Here is an 18,303-nt window from a genome sequence, read left to right as displayed (position 1 = left end):
AAATTAGGGATGCCACGCGCCTTGGCGGGCGTGGGAGTGCGGGGGACTAGATGTGAAGGAGCGACGGCGCGGCGCCGAGAAGCTTCTTCGTGTAGTCATTGGTGGGGTTGTCGAAGATCTGCTCGGCCGAGCCCTGTTCAACAATCTCGCCGTAGTACATGACGCAAATGCGGTCTGAAACGTAGCGGACAGTCTGGATGTCATGGCTGATGAAGACCATGCCCAGGTTCAATTCCTTCTTCAGATCAGAGAGCAGGTTCAACACCTGGGCGCGGACGGATACGTCCAGCGCGGAGGTAGGTTCATCGGCCACCATGATGTCCGGGCCCAGTGCCAGTGCGCGGGCAATAGCCACACGCTGACGCTGTCCACCGGAAACCTGCGACGGCGTGACCTCGGCTGCCGACTGCGGCAAACCAACCAGCGCCAACAGTTCTGCGACCTTGGCCAGGCGCGATGCGCCATTGCCGATGCCGTGAATCACCAGTGGATCCAGCAGGATGTCCTGGATGGTCATGCGCGGGTTCAGCGCCGTCGAGGGGTCCTGGAAGACCACGGAGACGGAACGACCAAATTCCTTGCGCATGGCGGCGTTGCGCTTGATGGCGGGTTTGCCATGGAACAACACTTCACCCGAGGTGGGTGTCTGCAAGCCGACCAGGACTGATGCCAGCGTTGACTTGCCGCAACCGGATTCGCCAACAATGCCCACTGTCTCGCCGCGGCTGATGGAGAAGTCAACGCCGTTGACTGCCTTCACATAGCTGGGCTTGAACAGGCCGCCGGAACGGGTCCGGTGGTGGACGTGCAGGTCCTTCAGCTCAATAACCGGGGTGGATCCGCCTTCGGCGGGAGCCGCTGTGTGCTTGCTCATGAGGCACCTTCCGTATTTGCCGCAGCGGAAACCGACTGGGCATCTTCGAGTTTGTGGCTGGCCCAGAAGTGATCGGTTGTCACGTCATCACGGGTGATGGGAACAAACGCCAACTTCTGGCTCGGATCAGCGTCGGGACGCTGTGAACGGTTAGCGAACCTGTCGCCGAACGCAAAGTCACGCGGCGAGGGAACCGTGCCGGGAATCTGGTGGAGCCGCACGGCGTCGGACTCGATGGAGAGCACGGCACCGAGCAGGCCACGGGTGTATTCGTGGGTGGGGTGCGTCAGCAGTTCTGCGGCCTGTGCGGATTCCACAACCTGGCCGGCGTACATGACCGTGATCTTGTGAGCCAAGGAGGCCACGAGGGCAAGGTCATGGCTGACGAAGACCATGGCGAAGCCGAGCTGCTCGCGCAGTTCGTTCAGCAGATCAACAACCTGCTTCTGCACTGTCACATCCAAGGCCGTGGTGGGCTCATCGGCCACCACAATCTTCGGTGAACGGGACAGGGCCATGGCGATCAGGACGCGCTGGCGCTGGCCACCGGAAAGCTCGTGCGGGTAGCTCTTAAGCGTACGTACGGGATCGAGCTTGACCAGTTCCAGTAATTCGGCGGGCGTCTTGCGACCGTTGCGGCGGGTCAGCTGCAGCATCTGGTCCTTGATCAACATGGACGGGTTCAGGGAGCTCAACGCATCCTGGTAGACCATGGCGATCTGCTCACCGCGTAGGCCTTCGTAGGCCTTCACGGAGCTGTGCTTGGTGACCGGGTCCAGGAGTTCCTTGCCATCGAACTTGATGGAACCGGTGACCACGGCCGTCTTGGGCAACAAGCCCATGATGGCCAGGGAGGTGATGGACTTGCCGCAACCGGACTCGCCCACGAGGCCCATGGTTTCGCCTTCGCGAACCGTGAAGGAGACGTTCTCCACAATGGGAGTGTTGTCGAACCGGGCTGGGAACCGGATAGAAAGGTTCTTCACTTCCAGAATCACCCGGGCCTCGGCGCCAACCTGATCGAGACGGTCGGTACGGGACTTTTCAACGGCCTGGAGCAGGAGCAGTTCCTTGTCCAGCGCGGCGAAGGGATTTTCAATCGCTGCACGTGCCGCAGCATCAGCCTTGGCGAGCTCGAGAGCGGCAGCTGCCGAACCGTCGTCGTCCTTCACAGGAGCGGCACGCTTCAGCTTCGGGTTGACCATGGCGTCTGTCAGGCCTTCAGCCAGGATGTTCAGCGAGAGCACCGTTAGCAGGATGACCAGACCGGCAAAGGTGGTTGCCCACCAGCCGCCGGAGAGTACAAGGTTACGTCCGTAGGAGATGACGTTGCCCCAGCTGGGATCGGGATCCTGGATGCCGGCGCCCAAGAAGGACAACGAAGCTTCCAGGATGATGGCGTCGGCCACCATGACCGTCGCGAACACGAGCACGGGGGCTGCAGTGTTGCGGACAATGTGCTTGAGCATGATGTAGGTACGGCCGGCACCGATGACACGTTCAGCGCGAACATAGTCCTCGCCGTACTGGGAGAGCACGTTGGCGCGGACCACGCGGGCAAGCTGCGGGGTGTAGATGATGCCGATGGCCAAGATGATGGTCGGAACCGAGTTGCCAAAAGCCGTCAACAAAACGGCGGCAAGGGCGATACCCGGGAATGCCATCAGGATGTCCATGATGCGCATGATGATCTCGTTGGTGGTCTTCGACGAGGTTGCGGCGACGGCACCGAGGGTTGCGCCGACGATGATGGCCAGTGCCACGGCACCGAGGCCGATCATCAAGGACGCTTGGGCGCCGTACATCAGGCGGGAAAGTACATCGCGACCAATGCGGTCGGTTCCAAACCAGTGGCTCCCGTTGGGGGCGGTGGCGGGATCGCCGGTTTCCAGCGGATCGTGAGGTGCAAGCCACGGAGCCAGGATGGCCACAATAACAATGAGGATCAGGAAGATCAGGGCCAGTTTGGAGCCCAGATTCAGGGCCTTGAAGCGCAGGCCTGGCGCGCTTAGCCGTTCGGCAAGTTTGCTTCGCATGACTTAGACCGTCCTGATTCGGGGGTTGATGAGCAAGTAGATAAGGTCAACCAGGATGTTGACGATGACGAACGTCACGGCGATGACCAGAACCACGCCCTGGACCAGGTTGGTGTCCGAGTTCGTGATGCCGTTGAGGATCTGCTGACCCATACCCGGCAGGGAGAAAATCATTTCAATAACGACGGCGCCGCCGAGCAGGTAGCCGATGCGCAGACCCAGCACGGTCACCGGGGTGACAAGGGCGTTACGCAGGACGTTGCGGGAAACCACTGTGGTGTAAGGGACGCCGTTGCCGATGGCCGTACGGACGTAGTCCCTGTCCAATTCCTCAACCATGGAGGTACGGACAACACGGATCAGGGATGCTGAAACGGGAATGGCGAGGGCCAAGGCCGGAAGGGCCATGGAGCTGATCCAGCCGGCGAAGCCTTCATCGGGATCGGCCATGCCGCCGGAGGGGAACCAGGAGTTGTCGCCGAGGGCAAACCACTGGATGAGCAAGATACCCAACCAGAAGGACGGGGTGGCAATGGCGGCAACCGAGAAGACTCGGATGGCCTGGTCAACCCAGGTGTCGCGGTAGAGCGCGGCAAGAACACCGAAGACGAGCGAAATGATGACAGCAATGATCACGCCAACCAGGGTCAGCTGCAAGGTGACGGGGAACGCGCTGGCAATAACCTCAAGGATGGGCTTTTCCGGCGGAAGAGTGTTCCCGAAGTCGCCCGTAATGAGCCGGCCTAGGTACTGAAAATACTGAATGAAGAGGGGATCGTTGAGGCCGTTGACTTGGCGGTACTGCTCCAAAGCCTCAGGCGAGGCTCCTTCACCAAGTGCGGCAACGGCACGGTCGCCTGGCGCGAACTGCAACACGACGAAGACGAGCAGGGTTACACCCAAGATCATCAACGGCAGTGCTGCGAGCCTGCGTCCAAGCAGTCGCAAGAAATTTGCCAATGTACTTACTCCGGTTCTAATTGCAGCTTCTGGTTAGCATGAAACTGTGTGCTGCGTCATAGGAAATATGGTGTGACACCTGAGGGGCTGCGGCCTGGTGGCCACAGCCCCCCGGGTGTGTCATGCAAGGTAAAGCGGTGTGTAAAGCAAAACGGTGAAGCTACTTGGTGCGGCCAACGCCGATGAAGGACATTCCCGTGGTGGGCAGCGGCTGGAAGTCGCTGAGCTGCTTGGAATCCCAAGCGGTAGGCAGCTTGCGGTGGAAGATCGGGTACAAGGGAGCTTCTTCGGCGATGATGTTGACGATCTCGCTGTAGAGCTTCTTGGCGTCTGCCTCGGGAGCGGCCAGGGCTGCGTTGAGCTTGGTCTGGACTTCCTTGTACTCGGCAGTTTCGCTCCAACCGAAGCGGTTCTTGGCCCAGGTGTCTCCGCGGAAGAACCAGCTGAGCAAGATGTCAGCGTCGTTACCGAACACGGACGGGTCGCCGGGGGCTGCGACAACGTCGTAGTTCAGGCCGCCAACCTTCTCCGGTGCGTAGACAGCCGAGGAAGCCAAGGGCTCCAGGGTCGTCGCGACACCAACAGCGTCCCAGTTCTTTTTGATGAGCGGGATAACATCCTTGACCCAAGCGGTATCCGTGCTGGTCAGCGTCAGCTTCAATCCGGTTACGCCGGCTGCGGAGAGCAGCGACTTGGCCTTCTCGGCGTCGAAAGCGTAAACCGTGGAAGCCTTCTGGTAGTTCGCGCTACCTTCCTGGAAGTAGGAAGTGGCTGCAGCGCCGTTGCCCAAGAGAGCCGTCTTGATGATGGCTTCCTTGTCCAGGGCGTAATGCAGAGCCTGACGAACTTCCTTCTTATCGAAGGGAGCCTTGCTCGTGTTGAACATGAGGAACATCAAACCGAAGGACTGAACCGACTCAACGTCGACCTTGCCCTTGAGGGAATCAACATCCAAGTACGGGACATCTTCGATGGCCTGAACGCGGCCGGACTGCATAGCCGTCACGCGAGCCGAAGCATCCGAGAGCAGCAACCAGGTCATGTCCTTAGCCAAGGCGGGCATCGGGCCGTTGTAATCGTCGTTGCGAGCGAAGACAATCTTGTCTTCCTTTGCCGCGGAAACGAACTTGTACGGGCCGGTACCGATCGGCTTGGCGTCGAAGGCCTTCTGGTCTGCCGAGGCGATGGCCTTGGGGACGATCTTGACCACGGAGATGCGCGGGCCAAAGCCGGCGAAGGCGGTCTTGAGCTTGAATTCAACCGTCTTCTCGTCGACAACCTTGACGGAATCAATGAAGAAGATGAACTGTGCGAACAGGGCCTTGTTGGCCGGATCCAGAACTCGCTCGAAGGAGTAGGCGACGTCCTCGGTGGTGACGGCCGTGCCGTCGTGGAACTTGGCGCCGTCGCGGATGGTCACCTGGTAGGTGGTGTCATCGATCTTCTTGGGGTCTTCCTTGGCCAACGCGTTGTACGGTTCACGTGTTGCGGGGTGAAGCTCAACCAAGCCTTCGAAGATGTGCAGGTTGGCGGCCAACGGCGTGGCGCCCGAGGAGCTCATGGGATCGAAACCGGTGGAGAGCGAGTATGAAATACCGGCCTCAATGGAGAGATCCTTGTTGACTGCTGCAGCGGAGCCAGTGGTCTCTGTGCCTTTATCCGAAGATCCGCAGGCTGCCAGTGTTGCGGTGAAAGCGGTTGCTGCTCCAAGGACTCCAGCGGCCTTGAGGAACGTGCGCCGTGAAGCGGGGCTGGAAGGCAGGTTCTGAAGAGTATTGCTCATTCTGTTGACTCACCATTTCGTGTAAAAGTAGTTATCGGATGTAGGACGTCCGATGCTTATGAGGAAACTGTAATCGCGATCACAGCAGTTGGTCAAGTGTGGTGATGGTCTCGATTTGATCTCGGTCACCAGCATGGCTGATCCGTGGCTCCCTGCCCCATGTATGGCCTGATGATTGCGGGATATTCACGCCACGTTTACCTCCGTTGTAGGCAAGTCGTCGGACATCCGATATTCTATGGGTTAGATCACGTTGGCGCGCTTATGGCGGGACGGCACGAAAGTCGCAGTACGAGGGCGTTCGAACTATTAAGGTACACAGAGGCACGCGCCTCTAATAACACCATTAAAGTGAGAAACGCGGAGTCCTTGCGACGCATAATTTCTGAGGAGTCTTGTTGTCCATTTCGACAGTAACGCCGAAGGCACGGTTTAGTGCCCAGGTTCGGCTTCGTGCACTTCAGGCAGACATCATGGAGCTCATTCTGAGCCGTGACCTCGATGCCGGCGATCCGATGCCCACAGAAAGCGAACTCTGCGAGGTACTGGGCGTTGGGCGAAACACCCTGCGCGAATCCTTGAAAGTCTTGCAGGCGCTGGGTGTCATTGAGATTCGTCATGGCTTCGGCATGTTTGTGGCTCCCAGCAACTTTGACGCACTGGCCGACGGGCTGACCTTCCGGGGTCGGCTGTCCCTGCGCCATGAGGGCCTTGAGGCCCTGCAGCTCGTGGACATCCGCCAAGCACTTGAAGCTGGCCTCATGGGTGCCTGCATTGCGGCGGTTACTAAGGAGCACCTGGTCCTCATCGAGGCCGCCGTCGTGAAGATGGACGAACTGGCCGAACGCGGGGAAGGGTTCGCGGAGGCTGATGCGGAATTCCACCGTCTGCTCTTTGAGCCCTTGGGCAACGATCTGCTGATGAACCTCATGAGTGTCTTCTGGAAGGTTTACCGCAAGATCCACCTGCAGGTTGGAACTGGGGGTACTGATCTGATGCATACGGCCGCCGAGCACAGAAGCATCTACGAGGCCGTCGCTGCCCAGGATGCTGCCAAAGCAGCAGCGCTGCTCAACTCCCACTTTGACGGCATCCGCGCCAAGATCAAGCTTTTTGTTGAGTCTGACCAGCCTCACAGCCTCCCGGCCTAGCAGTTTCCGCTGGATCCCCGCGCAGGGGAATGGGAAGCGGAATGGGAAGCAGGATGGGGCGCAGCCGGGTGGCCCAGAGTGAGCGTGCGCAGGGTTTTGGTGGGGAACTATGACGTTGTCTCGACCGATACCGGCAGGGTTTCCGAGCGGACTTTTCTTTTGGTTCACGGCATTGGCATGGGAATTTCCTATTTTGCCCAGCTGAGTCATGAGCTGGAAGGCCATGGGCGGGTTGTGGCCTTGGATCTTCCCGGGTTTGGTGATGCGCCTGAGCCCCTGGATGCGCTCTCGATGGCTCAAATGGTAGCGCTGCTGATCGATTTTGTCGAATTGGAGGGTTTGGGCCGGCCGGTGCTGGTGGGTCACTCCATGGGAACCCAGGTCGTGGCGGAAGCTGCCGCACAGCGCCCGGATCTTTTTCCCGAGTTGGTGCTGGTGGCCCCCACGGTCAACCTCGCAGAACGTACGATTTTCTGGCAGACGTGGCGCATGATGCAGGACCTGCTTGGTGAAAGCCCAGACGTGGTGGCCATCGGTATGCGCAACTATGCCAAGACCGGTCCGCGGTGGTTCATGAAGAAATTGCGCAGCATGATGGATCACTCCGTTGAAGATACTCTGCCCAAGATCCTCGCGCACACCCTGGTGATTCGCGGCAACCGGGACCGTATATGCCCACGCAGCTGGGTTGAGAAAGTGACGTCACTGATCCCGGGAGCCACCATGGTGGAAATTGAGGCACGTGGACACGAGACCATGGTCAAGGACGGGGCCTGTGTAGCTGGCCATATCCTTGACCACGTGGGTGCCATATGATGTTCGCACGGCCGTTGGCCGTCTGCTTCATCCATGACCTGAGACTTGCCTTCGCCGGCGACAGTGATAGTTCAGGCGCGGCGAACGTTGAAGGCTCTGACCCACGTGGCCAGGGTGGAGCTACCGTTTAGCGCCAGGTTGTGACAGCGAAATGGCGTCCTTGGCGAGGGTGAAGGTGACCGGCAGACGCTTCTCGACGGGAACCGTCACGTCCAGCGGATTGACGAAGGTGACGTCGAACTTTTCGTTCCGATCGAACCTCTGGGAGTTCTTGTTGAAACTCCAGCCGTCCGGCAGATCGACTGTTGCGACCGTGGCACGCGGGATCCCTTTTACGCCGTCGGGCGGTAGCACCGCGAGAACAGCCTTAGCGCGGTTGGCAGGCACGGTGGGCGCAGCCTTGCTGCTGGAGCTCAAATCTGTACCCTCCGGAAGGGCCGTGTAGTACAGGGAGTACACGCCGACCGGCAGGGCTGCAATGGACTGCGGGCCGCCCTGACTGCTGGCAAGAAGCCGAACCTCGTTCCGCCCGCCGGCCGCACCTCCGTTGACGAACATTGGAGTGTCGTTGACGGACCAGAAGACCTCATATCCAGCGAAGTCGACGGACACGTGCTCGGCCAAGTCGGCGAGCTCTCCCTGTCGGATGGCGATATCAACAACGCCTTGGAGCTGTGGAAGTGCGGAATAGTATGTGAGGTCGGCAGCCTTCTGCTCGGCCGTTTGGGCATACTGTACCCAGTCGACGACAAGCTCTGTGCCGTCCTCGGCGAGATGGTCTCCCGCGTCCCCGGCCCAGTTACCACCAGTGGCGAGGTTGATCTGTAAGTACATCGGTCGGAGCATGCCGGCGGCCGCAGCTTGGCGGCGCTCGTTTTCCAACGGATCGGGGTCGGTGAACAGGATCGTTTTGTAAACTTGGCCGTCCAGCAGCCATTCGAGCTTTTCCGTTGTCCGGTTGATGCCGAAGACGTGAAATTCGTCGTTGAAGTCTGTGTCGATCACGCTAGTTCCGCCGAGCGTATACGGACGGTAGCTGCCATCGCCGTCCCCATCGCCGAGACGGTAGGCGAAGTGCGGGGTGCCATAGATTTTGCGATTACTGACGTCCGCTTTGGCGGTTTCGCCCTGGCTCGCCCATTCGAGGGTCGGTGCGCCAATCAGTTCGACGACGTCGAGCTCACCGCAGCTCGGCCAGCCAGGCCCCTGCGCCTGGGAGAGTCGACCATCAAGATGGAAGTCGTGCCCAAGCATCCAAATGGCTGGAAAGGCGCCTTTGCCCTTGGGTAGGCGGGCGCGGATTTCGAGCTTGCCGTAGAGGAAGTCCTTCTTGGCATGAGTCCGGATGCTGCCGGAGTTGTACTTGACGAGGCGCGCGTTGGCGCCGTGTCGGGCGGTATTGCGATATTGATCGGCGACTGGCCGGTTCGTGGCGGTGATGACAAGCTGTCCGTCCTGAACGTGGACGTTTTCTGTGCCGCTCGAGTAGTGCTGCTGCTCATTGCCGCGAATGTTGCCGAGTTCGTACTCCCAAAGCTCTTCGTTGAGGGCCGTGCCGTCGAACTGTTCGCTCCACACGAGCTCGTAAGGGCCGTCGGCGCTCGTGCTGTTAGTAGCTGCGAAGGCGCGAGGCGCGGTAGCGCAGGCGAGTACCATCATGCCTGCGGCACCGACAAAGGTGCGACGTCCGAAGCTCAGTCCCGCTCCAATGCGCGTCTGATCGGATGAATTCTCCATAGTGAATCTCCTTCTGTAGTGAGGAAGCGCAGGACCGCAATCGCACCCTTGGGGGGCATTTCTCACAGGATTCAGCCGCCTGTGCCCGCATCGCTGAACGAGTCCTTGAGCTGGTTTTTTTGTGGGGAAATGGATTCGATGGGGTTGAAAAGCAGTGATGCGTGGCAATCTGCCGGTGTATCCGTAACATGCCATACAAAGTTCATAGTCGACGGAGTAAAAACGCTTTAAAACTTGGCAAGTTTGGCTGGTTGCTATCATCAAAGCACATAGCAAATGTGATCGGCAACACTTGATTTTTTTATGACAGAATCGCTCGGCCTGGATTTCTTGGTGCTCGCGGAGTAATCGCGCGGATGGGGGAGTGGTTCCCTTTGGTGCCTGCCCATTCGTGTGGGTGGCAGCTAGTCCCGGGTAAGTGGGGTGTTTGTTAAACGAAAAAGTCCCAAACGCAATGTTTGGGACTTTTTCTTGGAGTGCGCGCGAAGGGACTCGAACCCCCAACCTCCTGATCCGTAGTCAGGTGCTCTATCCATTGAGCTACGCACGCATATTCAGTTACTTTGTTTCTTTGTTTCTTCGTTGACCCTCGGGCCGTGAATAACTATAGCCCAGGTTCGCTGTGGAGTACAAATCCGATAGGCCCTAAATCCCCGTGTTCCGAGACACTAGACCGGTCTACGTGATCTGTCTCACATATGTCACCCATAACAAAAATGGGAAACCGCGGAAATCCGGGGTTCTTGTACCCGTCACCATGACCATGTTCCATATCCGATGCCTGGTGAGGCCCAAATTCGGGTCATAGCATTTAGACACCACCTACCACCCAATGAAGGGACACCCGATGGGCCACGCGCCAGTGCAGGAACACGTCGAGCAGGCAATGACCACCCACGAGGGCTTGGCTGTCTGGGTGGCTGAGGTTGCGGCTCTGACCTTGCCGGATAGCATCCGCTGGGTAGACGGGTCTGCGCAGGAATATGCAGAGCTGACCGATCAGCTGGTTGCTGACGGAACTCTCACGCGTTTGAACCCCGAGCTGTTCCCCAAATCGTTCGCAGCTTTCTCGGACCCCAAAGATGTGGCCCGTGTTGAAGGGCGGACTTTCATCTGCTCCGAGAAGGAGCGCGACGCCGGGTTCACGAACAACTGGATGGAACCAGCCGCCATGAAGGCGATTCTGGATGAGAAGTTTGCTGGCTCCATGCGCGGACGGACCATGTACGTCATCCCCTTCGTCATGGGCCCGCTGGATGCGCAGGACCCCAAGTTTGGCGTGGAGATCACGGACTCCGCCTACGTAGTGGCGTCAATGCGCATCATGGCCAACATCGGCACCGACGTTCTGCGCAAGATCGAAGACACCAACGCATTCTTCGTTCCGGCCCTGCACTCAGTGGGTGCACCTCTGGCGCCGGGCCAGCAGGATGTCGCTTGGCCGTGCAACGACGAGAAGTGGATTGTGCACTTCCCGGAGGAGCGCTCAATCTTCTCCTACGGTTCCGGATACGGCGGAAACGCGCTGCTCGGCAAGAAGTGCTTTGCGCTCCGCATCGCTTCTGTCATGGCTCGCGACGAGGGGTGGCTCGCTGAGCACATGCTGATCCTGAAGCTCACCAGCCCGGAAAACAAGGATTACCACGTAGTCGCAGCATTCCCCTCGGCCTGCGGCAAGACCAACCTTGCGCTGCTTGAGCCAACCATTCCTGGATGGAAGGCCCAGACATTGGGCGATGACATCAACTGGATGCGCTTCGGCAAGGAAGGTGAGCTGCGCGCCATCAACCCGGAGGCTGGCCTCTTTGGTGTGGCTCCCGGCACCGGCTGGTCAACGAACCCGAACGCCATGGCCGCAATCGCCAAGGGTAACTCGATCTTCACCAACGTTGCCTTGACGGACGACGGCGGTGTTTGGTGGGAAGGTATGACGGACGAGGTTCCGGCACACCTGACAGACTGGCAGGGCAACAGCTGGACGCCCGATTTGGACCGTCCGGCCGCGCACCCCAACTCTCGTTTCTGCACACCCATCGACCAGGTGGATATGCTCTCCCCGGACTACTTCTCCCCTGAGGGAGTGGAAATCAACGCCATACTGTTCGGTGGACGTCGCAAGACCACCATTCCCTTGGTGACGCAGGCTCGGGATTGGAGCCATGGAATCTTCATGGGTTCGACGCTTTCCTCGGAGACCACGGCCGCGGCAACGGGTGCCGTAGGTGTGGTTCGCCGCGACCCCATGGCGATGTTGCCGTTCATCGGCTACGACGCCGGCGATTACCTCAAGCACTGGATTGATCTGTCCGCCAAGGGTGACCAGGCGCGTCTGCCGAAGATCTTCCTTGTCAACTGGTTCCGCCGGAACTCCAGCGGTGGCTTCGCCTGGCCAGGATTCGGCGAAAACAGCCGTGTGCTCAAGTGGGTCATCGAGCGCATTGAGGGCACCGCTGCGGCCGTCGAAACCCCCATCGGCTTTATCCCGGCAGAAGGAGCACTGGACCTGAACGGTTTGGAGGTCCCGGCGTCGGACTTGGAAGACGCACTCAAGGTTGATCCCGCCGAATGGCAAGCCGAACTGGCAGGCATTGACGAGTGGTACGAACGCTTCGGCGGCTCGCTTCCGGCGGAAATGGCCGCCGAGCTCAGCAGCCTGAAGGCCCGCTTCGCCGCATAACTGAAAGTATGAAAGGTCTCGAGGGGATCGACCAGCAGGTCGACCCCCTCGAGACCTTTTTCGTGTATGTCCCCCTCAAAACGCTCGCTCGCATACGGGGCACTTATGCCGAACGCTCGCTCACCGGCTGGCTGAATTCCGCGGCTGGTGAGCGAGCGTTCGTCGAAATAGCCCCTCAAGAGAGCGAGCGTTTCTGGTGGCGGCTAGTTCGCGCCGGCCAGCCACAGGTCCGGGCCGAAGACCTCATAGTGGATCTTCGTGGACGGAATGCCCGCCTCGATGGCCTGATTGCGGATGGCTTTCATGAACGGCAATGGTCCGCACACATATATGGACGCATCGGCCGGGAGGTCCAGACCCGCCAGGGACATGAAGCCCTTATGGAAACCATCCGTGGGCTCTTCTAGCCACAGCTGCAACTGCGCCCCGTCAATCGCCGCAACGTCGGTTGTCATTTGATCGCGCAAAGCCCATGCCGCAAGGTTCTTTTCGGCGTGCAGTACCAAAACCTCGCGGTCCACGCCGGTGGTGACCAGCGAACGCAGCGCCGAGGCCGAGGGGGTGCAGCCAATTCCTGCCGTGGCAAACACAACGGGTCCCTCGCCGTCGAGCGTCACATCACCATAAGGATTGGAAAGTTCGACGACGTCCCCCACCTTGATATCGCGGTGCAGCACGGGTGAAACCTCGCCACCGTCGTCGCGCTTGGTGGTGAACACTCGGCGGGTCGTTGATTCAACGTCTGCGCTCAGCGAGTACTGACGGCACTGGAGCAAGCCGTCTGGGAGCGCCACGCGGACGGAAACGAACTGTCCGGGACGGGCGATCGTGACGGCGGTGTCGTCGGCCGGCTCCAAGACAAACGTCATGGAATCCGTGCCAGCCTGGTTCTTCTCGACAATGGTCCACGGCATCCAGATCTTGTCATTGGCCTGGAGCGCATAGAGGCCCTTTTCGATCTTGATCAGCGCGTTGGCCATGAGCCAGTAGACCTCGGTCCACGCCTCGGCAATTTCCGCCGTGATGACATCGGCGAGTTCTTCGGCGATGGCCTCGAAGAGGTACTTGTAGACCACTTGGTACTGGTCCTCGGTGATCCCCAAGGAGGTGTGCTTGTGGGCGATGCGGCTGAGCATCTGCTCGGGAATCAGATCCGGATTGGCAACCAGGGCCGTGGCAAAGCCCGCAATGGAGCCGGCCAGGGCCTTCTGCTGCTCACCGTTGTTTTGGTTGGCGCGGCTGAAGAGGCCGTCGAGGAGTTCCGGGTGGGCAGCAAAGAGCCGGTTGTAAAAGTTCGGGGTAATGGCGCCGAGCCGTGAGCCCACCAATGGGAGGGTGGCAACGATGAGGGGCCGTGATTTTTCCGAAAGCATCTTTACTCCTTGGATCAATGTCGGGGTGACTATCCAAAAGTAGCATTTGAAATGCAACATTTAAGTGACAGATCGACGCCAAGTTCTACGTGCTGTAGAAAATTGGCGGAATGCCGCGGATTAGTTCTCCGGGCGAGTGCTTAACGTCACTGGGACGGGGCCGCTCTGCGGCTTCTTGGTCAGGCTGTCAATCGCCACATCGTCCAGGGATGCGTAAAAAGCTTCCCTCGCGTGGTTGAGCGCGCCGCGGAGTCCGCAGTCGTGGATTAGTGGGCATTCACCGGCGACGGTTTGGCAGGCGGCGACGTCACTGTGATCATCCAAGACGCGCAAAACGCCACCCACCGTGGCATGTCTGCCCGCGGGGGTGATGCGTACGCCACCGCTGCGGCCACGGATCGCCTCAACCAGACCCATCTGCCGCAACTTAAGAACAGCCTTGCTGACATGGTTATAGGGCGTCCCGACGGTCTCGGCGAGCTCGCGCGTCGTGGGTAATTCCTCGCCAGACACCGAGCATAAGACCATCAGGAGCCGCAGGCTCACGTCGGAAAAGCTGTTAATACGCACTAAGCAGGCCAGATAACTTTCTCGCCGGCTTCCAGGAAAGGCTCGCTGAACTCCCAGCCCTCGGCCCCCTGACGGTAGGGGCGCACCGCCGAGACGGCAACGCCGGTGCTGTGCTCGGCCATGACATGAATGGCGTCGGTGGCATCCTCGGGCAAATGGATGTCACACACGACGGCGGCGGCCCGGTTCTGCTCGCGCTGTTGCCCGAGTGCCTCAAACAAGTCAGCAACCATGACATCCGCGTCAAGATCGCTTTCATCCTCGCCATCCACAGTGTTGGGGGCGACGGCGACCATGTTGAGTTCGTCGTCATACGTGATGACTAGGCCGACCGGCAGGAATGCACCGTGGGCCTCCAGCTGCTCGGCGGCAATACCAAAGGCGGTGCCGATCAGCTTGTTCAGATCGTCCTGGACCAGCTTGTCTGTTTCAGACTGTGCTGCAGGTGCCGTCTGGGCCGCCCCTGTTGTTTCTGTTGTCTCGTTTTCCATGGATGCTCCTGCGGGTGCTATTTGCGGATGAGGTCTAGGACGGTGTCGCGCATGTCGGCCATGGTTGTGGCGTTGATGGCTTCGGCGTTCAGGCGCAGGAACGGTTCGGTGTTGGATGCGCGGAGGTTGAACCACCAGTCGCCGTTGTTGGCTGTGAAGGTGAGGCCGTCGAGTTCGTCGATAACGACGTCGTCTCGGGTGTAGGCGTCGCGGACGCGGGCCACGGCGGCCGGGACATCGGAGAGCTGGGAGTTGATCTCGCCGCTGGATACGTAGGGCTCGTATTCGCGGCCCAGATCGGACAGGGGTCCGTCTTGCTCGCCGAGGGCGGCCAGGACGTGCATGGCGGCGAGCATGCCGGTGTCCGCGTTGAAGAAGTCGCGGAAGTAGTAGTGCGCGGAGTGCTCGCCGCCGAAGACGGCGCCTTCTGTGGCCATGGTGGCTTTGATGAAGGAGTGGCCAACGCGGGTGCGTACGGCGCGTGCGCCGTCGTGCTCGATGAGTTCGGGCACGGCGCGGGAGGTGATGAGGTTATGGATCACGGTGGGGCGTTCCTCGCCGGCGGCTTTGGCGCGTGCGATTTCGCGGCGTGCTACCAGTGCGGTGACGGCTGAGGGGGAGACGGGTGCGCCGAGTTCGTCGATGACGAAGCAGCGGTCGGCATCGCCGTCGAAGGCTAGGCCTAGGTCTGCGCCGTGCTTGACGACGGCGGCCTGGAGATCGAGCAGGTTGGCTGGTTCTAGTGGGTTGGCCGGGTGGTTCGGGAAGGTGCCATCGAGTTCGAAGTAGAGCGGGACGATCTCGAAGGGCAGACCCGGTAGGAGGGCGTCGCCGAGGACGGCGGGGGTGGTCATGCCGGCCATGCCGTTTCCGGCGTCGACGACGATCTTCAGGGGGCGGGAGGTGGTGAGGTCAACGAGCTTGCGGAGGAATTCGGCGTAGTCCTTGAGGACATCGGCCTCGCCGATGATGCCTTCACTGTCGGTTGGGGTGGGGAGGCCGTCGTTCAGGTAGGACTGGGCGAGGTCGCGGATCTCGGTGAGTCCGGTCTCTGAGGAGAGGGGGACGGCGCCGGCTTTGGTCATTTTCATGCCGTTGTATTCGGCCGGGTTGTGGCTAGCGGTGAAGACCACGCCTGCGGCGTTGAGGATTCCGGAGGCGAAGTAGAGTTCGTCGGTGGAGATCAGGCCCAGGAGTTTCACGTTCGCGCCGCGGCTCGATGCGCCAGCGGCGAAGGCTTGGGAGAACTCGGGGGAGGAGGGGCGCATGTCGCCGCCTACCAGTACCGTCTGCCCTTTCAGGCCCAGCACCTCTACAAATGCGGCACCCACGGCTTGCACCGAGGCTGAGGTGATGGATGTGCCGACGATCCCGCGAACATCGTAGGCCTTGAAAGAGTCGGACAAATTAACCGGCAAAATATCTTCAGTAGTCACCCCACCATGCTACCGCCGCAGTTCCGCAACGATGCCGCAGCAGTATCTCAGCGGCCTCGCAGGGGGAGTTATCCACAGCTGCGACCATGGCGGCTCGTAAGTTGTCGGTGCTCGCTGGAATACTGGGGGACATGACAATGTACCCAGCGCAAGGCACATCCACCGCCGTTCCGTCCGGTCATTCGGACGGGCAGGGGCTCCCTTCCAGCACCCGGGAGCAGGCCCTCGAGGTACTGCGGGCGCTCGTGGGGCGGCCTGACGCGGTGTTCCACGATGGCCAGTTTGAGGCGATCGAGGCCCTTGTCGACTCCAACCGCAGGGCCTTGGTTGTCCAGCGAACCGGTTGGGGAAAATCGGCTGTTTACTTCGTTGCCTCACTGCTGCTGCGGGCTCGCGGGGCCGGCCCCACGCTGATCGTTTCGCCTTTGTTGGCCCTCATGCGCGATCAGGTGGCTGCCGCCGAGCGCGCCGGGGTTCGGGCCATGGCCATCAACTCGGCTAACGCCACCGAATGGGATTTAGTATCCGCAGCCTTGGCCGCTGATGAGGTGGATGTGCTACTTGTCTCACCCGAGCGGCTGACAAATCCGTCCTTCCGTGAGAACCAGCTGCCGTCGTTGATTCGCCGTACGGGACTCCTCGTGGTCGATGAGGCGCACTGTATTTCGGACTGGGGCCACGATTTCCGCCCCGACTACCGCCGGATCGCTGATCTCATTGCGCAGCTGCCGGCCTCTGTGCCGGTACTGGCCACCACGGCCACAGCCAACTCGCGCGTCGTTGCCGACATCGAGGAGCAGTTGGGTACCGGCGTCTTTACCATTAGGGGCCCGCTGGCACGCAAGTCGCTGCGCTTGGGTGTTTTACGGCTGGCCGATTCCCGCGACAGGCTCGGTTGGCTGCTCACCCACCTGGCCGAGCTGCCCGGCAGCGGCATCATTTATACGTTGACCGTCTCGGCAGCCGAAGACACAGCCCGGCTTTTGGCCGAGGCCGGGCATGTAGTCAAGGCGTACACGGGACGCACCGACACCATGGAGCGCGAATCACTGGAAGAGGCTCTGAAGAACAATCAGGTCAAGGCCTTGGTGGCCACGAGCGCCTTGGGTATGGGGTTCGACAAACCAGACTTGGGGTTCGTTGTTCACTTGGGAGCGCCGTCGTCCCCGGTTGCCTATTACCAACAGGTGGGCCGTGCCGGTCGTGGCAGCGCCAATGCCGACGTCCTCTTGCTGCCCGGAAGCGAGGACGCCGAGATCTGGCGATACTTTGCCACTGCCTCGATGCCGGCCCAGGACAAGGCCATGGCTGTTCTGACGGCCCTGGGGGAATCACCCAAGCCAATGTCCACTCCGGCCTTGGAAGCACGCGTTGACCTGCGGCGCACTCCGCTTGAGCTGTTGTTGAAAGTCCTTGCCGTCGACGGCGCGGTGCGGCGGGTCACCGGCGGCTGGGAGTCCACCGGCCAGCCGTGGACGTATGACGAGGAACGGTACCGGCGCATTGCCCAGGCCCGTGTGGATGAGCAGCAGTCCATGGTCGAGTATGAGCGCATGTCCGGTTGCCGCATGGAGTATTTGGCGGCGGCGCTGGATGACGATACAGCCGAACCCTGCGGCCGATGCGACAACTGCACGGGACGCTGGTTTAATGCCGAAGTTGCCTCGGGAGCTGCAGAGGCCGCGGGCGACTCGTTGCGTCATGCCGGGCTTCCGCTGGACCCGCGGGCCATGTGGCCCACAGGTATGGATCGGCTGGGGGTTCCTGTTAAAGGCAAGTTGAAGGCCGATGAGTTGGTCTCGACAGGGCGTGCCCTGGCTAGGCTCACCGATCTTGGGTGGGGCAATGCGCTGCGGTCAATGTTCGCCGCAGGAGCACCGGATGCGCCGATTGATACCGCGATGGCCCACGCCGTTGTCGCCGTTCTGCGCGAATGGGGGCAGGGCGGTTGGGAAGGCTCCGGACGCCCGGTAGCCGTTGTATCGATGCCCTCGCGCACCAAGCCTGCGCTCTTACAGTCCTTCGCGCAGGCCATCTGCGAGATCGGCCGGTTGCCGTACTTGGGCGAGATGTCCCTCGAGTTTGGTGGCCCCACCGGAGCACGCGGCGGCAATAGTGCGTATCGTCTGGCCGGAGTCTGGGAACGGTTTGCCGTTGGTCCAGAACTTCAGGCTGCGCTCGCCGCCGGACCGTCTGGGCCGATCCTCTTGCTGGACGACCTTGTGGACAGCCGATGGACACTGACCGTGGCAGGCCGCGCCCTGCGTCAGGCCGGTGCGGATCAGGTGCTCCCGCTAGTTTTGGCACAGGCCGGCTAATCCAAATCAAACGCCGCATCACTTTCCGGCGTTTTTTGAGCAACGCGGCACCACTTCCCGGCGATTCTTTAGTACGGCTTC

General features: G+C 60.5%; 13 protein-coding genes and 1 tRNA gene. 4 read left to right on the top strand and 10 right to left on the bottom strand.

What is annotated here, in order from left to right; genetic code table 11:
* Window positions 1-46: 46 nt before the first annotated feature.
* From ACP7B9_RS09100 to ACP7B9_RS09085, 4 genes are all read right to left on the bottom strand, one after another.
* Window positions 47-874: an ATP-binding cassette domain-containing protein gene (locus tag ACP7B9_RS09100; protein ID WP_425862670.1), complete on the bottom strand. Its 828-nt coding sequence runs from the start codon at window positions 872-874 to the stop codon at window positions 47-49.
* Entirely contained in the window at window positions 871-2,910 is a 2,040-nt protein-coding gene (locus ACP7B9_RS09095; protein ID WP_425862668.1) for a dipeptide/oligopeptide/nickel ABC transporter permease/ATP-binding protein, read from the bottom strand. The genes ACP7B9_RS09100 and ACP7B9_RS09095 overlap by 4 nt, the downstream gene beginning before the upstream one ends.
* Before the next feature lie 3 nt (window positions 2,911-2,913).
* Window positions 2,914-3,870 (bottom strand): ABC transporter permease, encoded by a 957-nt coding sequence (locus ACP7B9_RS09090; RefSeq protein WP_425862667.1) that lies wholly within the window; start codon window positions 3,868-3,870, stop codon window positions 2,914-2,916.
* A 160-nt stretch (window positions 3,871-4,030) separates the two neighbouring features.
* Window positions 4,031-5,653 (bottom strand): ABC transporter substrate-binding protein, encoded by a 1,623-nt coding sequence (locus ACP7B9_RS09085; RefSeq protein WP_425862665.1) that lies wholly within the window; start codon window positions 5,651-5,653, stop codon window positions 4,031-4,033.
* A gap of 398 nt (window positions 5,654-6,051) precedes the next feature.
* Here ACP7B9_RS09085 and ACP7B9_RS09080 point away from each other — a divergent pair, with 398 nt between their 5' ends.
* Window positions 6,052-6,804 carry a FadR/GntR family transcriptional regulator gene (locus ACP7B9_RS09080; RefSeq protein ID WP_425862663.1) on the top strand — a complete coding sequence of 251 codons (753 nt, stop codon included), beginning with the start codon at window positions 6,052-6,054 and terminating at the stop codon, window positions 6,802-6,804.
* A gap of 78 nt (window positions 6,805-6,882) precedes the next feature.
* The gene (locus tag ACP7B9_RS09075) at window positions 6,883-7,620 is read left to right on the top strand and encodes an alpha/beta fold hydrolase (protein WP_425862662.1); all 738 of its coding nucleotides are present in this window, start codon (window positions 6,883-6,885) and stop codon (window positions 7,618-7,620) included.
* A 120-nt stretch (window positions 7,621-7,740) separates the two neighbouring features.
* Here the strand turns inward: ACP7B9_RS09075 and ACP7B9_RS09070 are convergent, their stop codons facing one another.
* On the bottom strand, window positions 7,741-9,357 hold the full coding sequence (locus tag ACP7B9_RS09070) for a glycoside hydrolase family 16 protein (protein WP_425862660.1): 1,617 nt from the start codon (window positions 9,355-9,357) through the stop codon (window positions 7,741-7,743).
* Window positions 9,358-9,834: 477 nt separating this feature from the next.
* Window positions 9,835-9,907: transfer RNA gene (locus ACP7B9_RS09065), tRNA-Arg, on the bottom strand.
* A 297-nt stretch (window positions 9,908-10,204) separates the two neighbouring features.
* Between ACP7B9_RS09065 and ACP7B9_RS09060 the strand changes: the two genes are divergently transcribed.
* The gene (locus ACP7B9_RS09060) at window positions 10,205-12,034 is read left to right on the top strand and encodes a phosphoenolpyruvate carboxykinase (GTP) (RefSeq protein ID WP_425862658.1); all 1,830 of its coding nucleotides are present in this window, start codon (window positions 10,205-10,207) and stop codon (window positions 12,032-12,034) included.
* A gap of 203 nt (window positions 12,035-12,237) precedes the next feature.
* Here the strand turns inward: ACP7B9_RS09060 and ACP7B9_RS09055 are convergent, their stop codons facing one another.
* From ACP7B9_RS09055 to ACP7B9_RS09040, 4 genes are all read right to left on the bottom strand, one after another.
* The gene (locus tag ACP7B9_RS09055; RefSeq protein WP_425862657.1) at window positions 12,238-13,407 is read right to left on the bottom strand and encodes a globin domain-containing protein; all 1,170 of its coding nucleotides are present in this window, start codon (window positions 13,405-13,407) and stop codon (window positions 12,238-12,240) included.
* A 120-nt stretch (window positions 13,408-13,527) separates the two neighbouring features.
* A complete protein-coding gene (locus ACP7B9_RS09050; protein ID WP_425862655.1) occupies window positions 13,528-13,977 on the bottom strand; it encodes an RrF2 family transcriptional regulator in 450 nt (149 codons plus the stop codon).
* Window positions 13,977-14,468: a hypothetical protein gene (locus tag ACP7B9_RS09045; protein WP_425862653.1), complete on the bottom strand. Its 492-nt coding sequence runs from the start codon at window positions 14,466-14,468 to the stop codon at window positions 13,977-13,979. The genes ACP7B9_RS09050 and ACP7B9_RS09045 overlap by 1 nt, the downstream gene beginning before the upstream one ends.
* 17 nt (window positions 14,469-14,485) lie before the next feature.
* A complete protein-coding gene (locus tag ACP7B9_RS09040; protein WP_425862652.1) occupies window positions 14,486-15,904 on the bottom strand; it encodes a phosphomannomutase/phosphoglucomutase in 1,419 nt (472 codons plus the stop codon).
* 137 nt (window positions 15,905-16,041) lie between these two features.
* Between ACP7B9_RS09040 and ACP7B9_RS09035 the strand changes: the two genes are divergently transcribed.
* The gene (locus ACP7B9_RS09035; RefSeq protein ID WP_425863127.1) at window positions 16,042-18,222 is read left to right on the top strand and encodes a RecQ family ATP-dependent DNA helicase; all 2,181 of its coding nucleotides are present in this window, start codon (window positions 16,042-16,044) and stop codon (window positions 18,220-18,222) included.
* Window positions 18,223-18,303 lie beyond the last annotated feature (81 nt).

Source organism: Arthrobacter sp. TWP1-1, from assembly GCF_049897845.1.
GTDB lineage: Bacteria > Actinomycetota > Actinomycetes > Actinomycetales > Micrococcaceae > Specibacter.
This window is presented reverse-complemented; position numbering and strand designations above follow the sequence as displayed.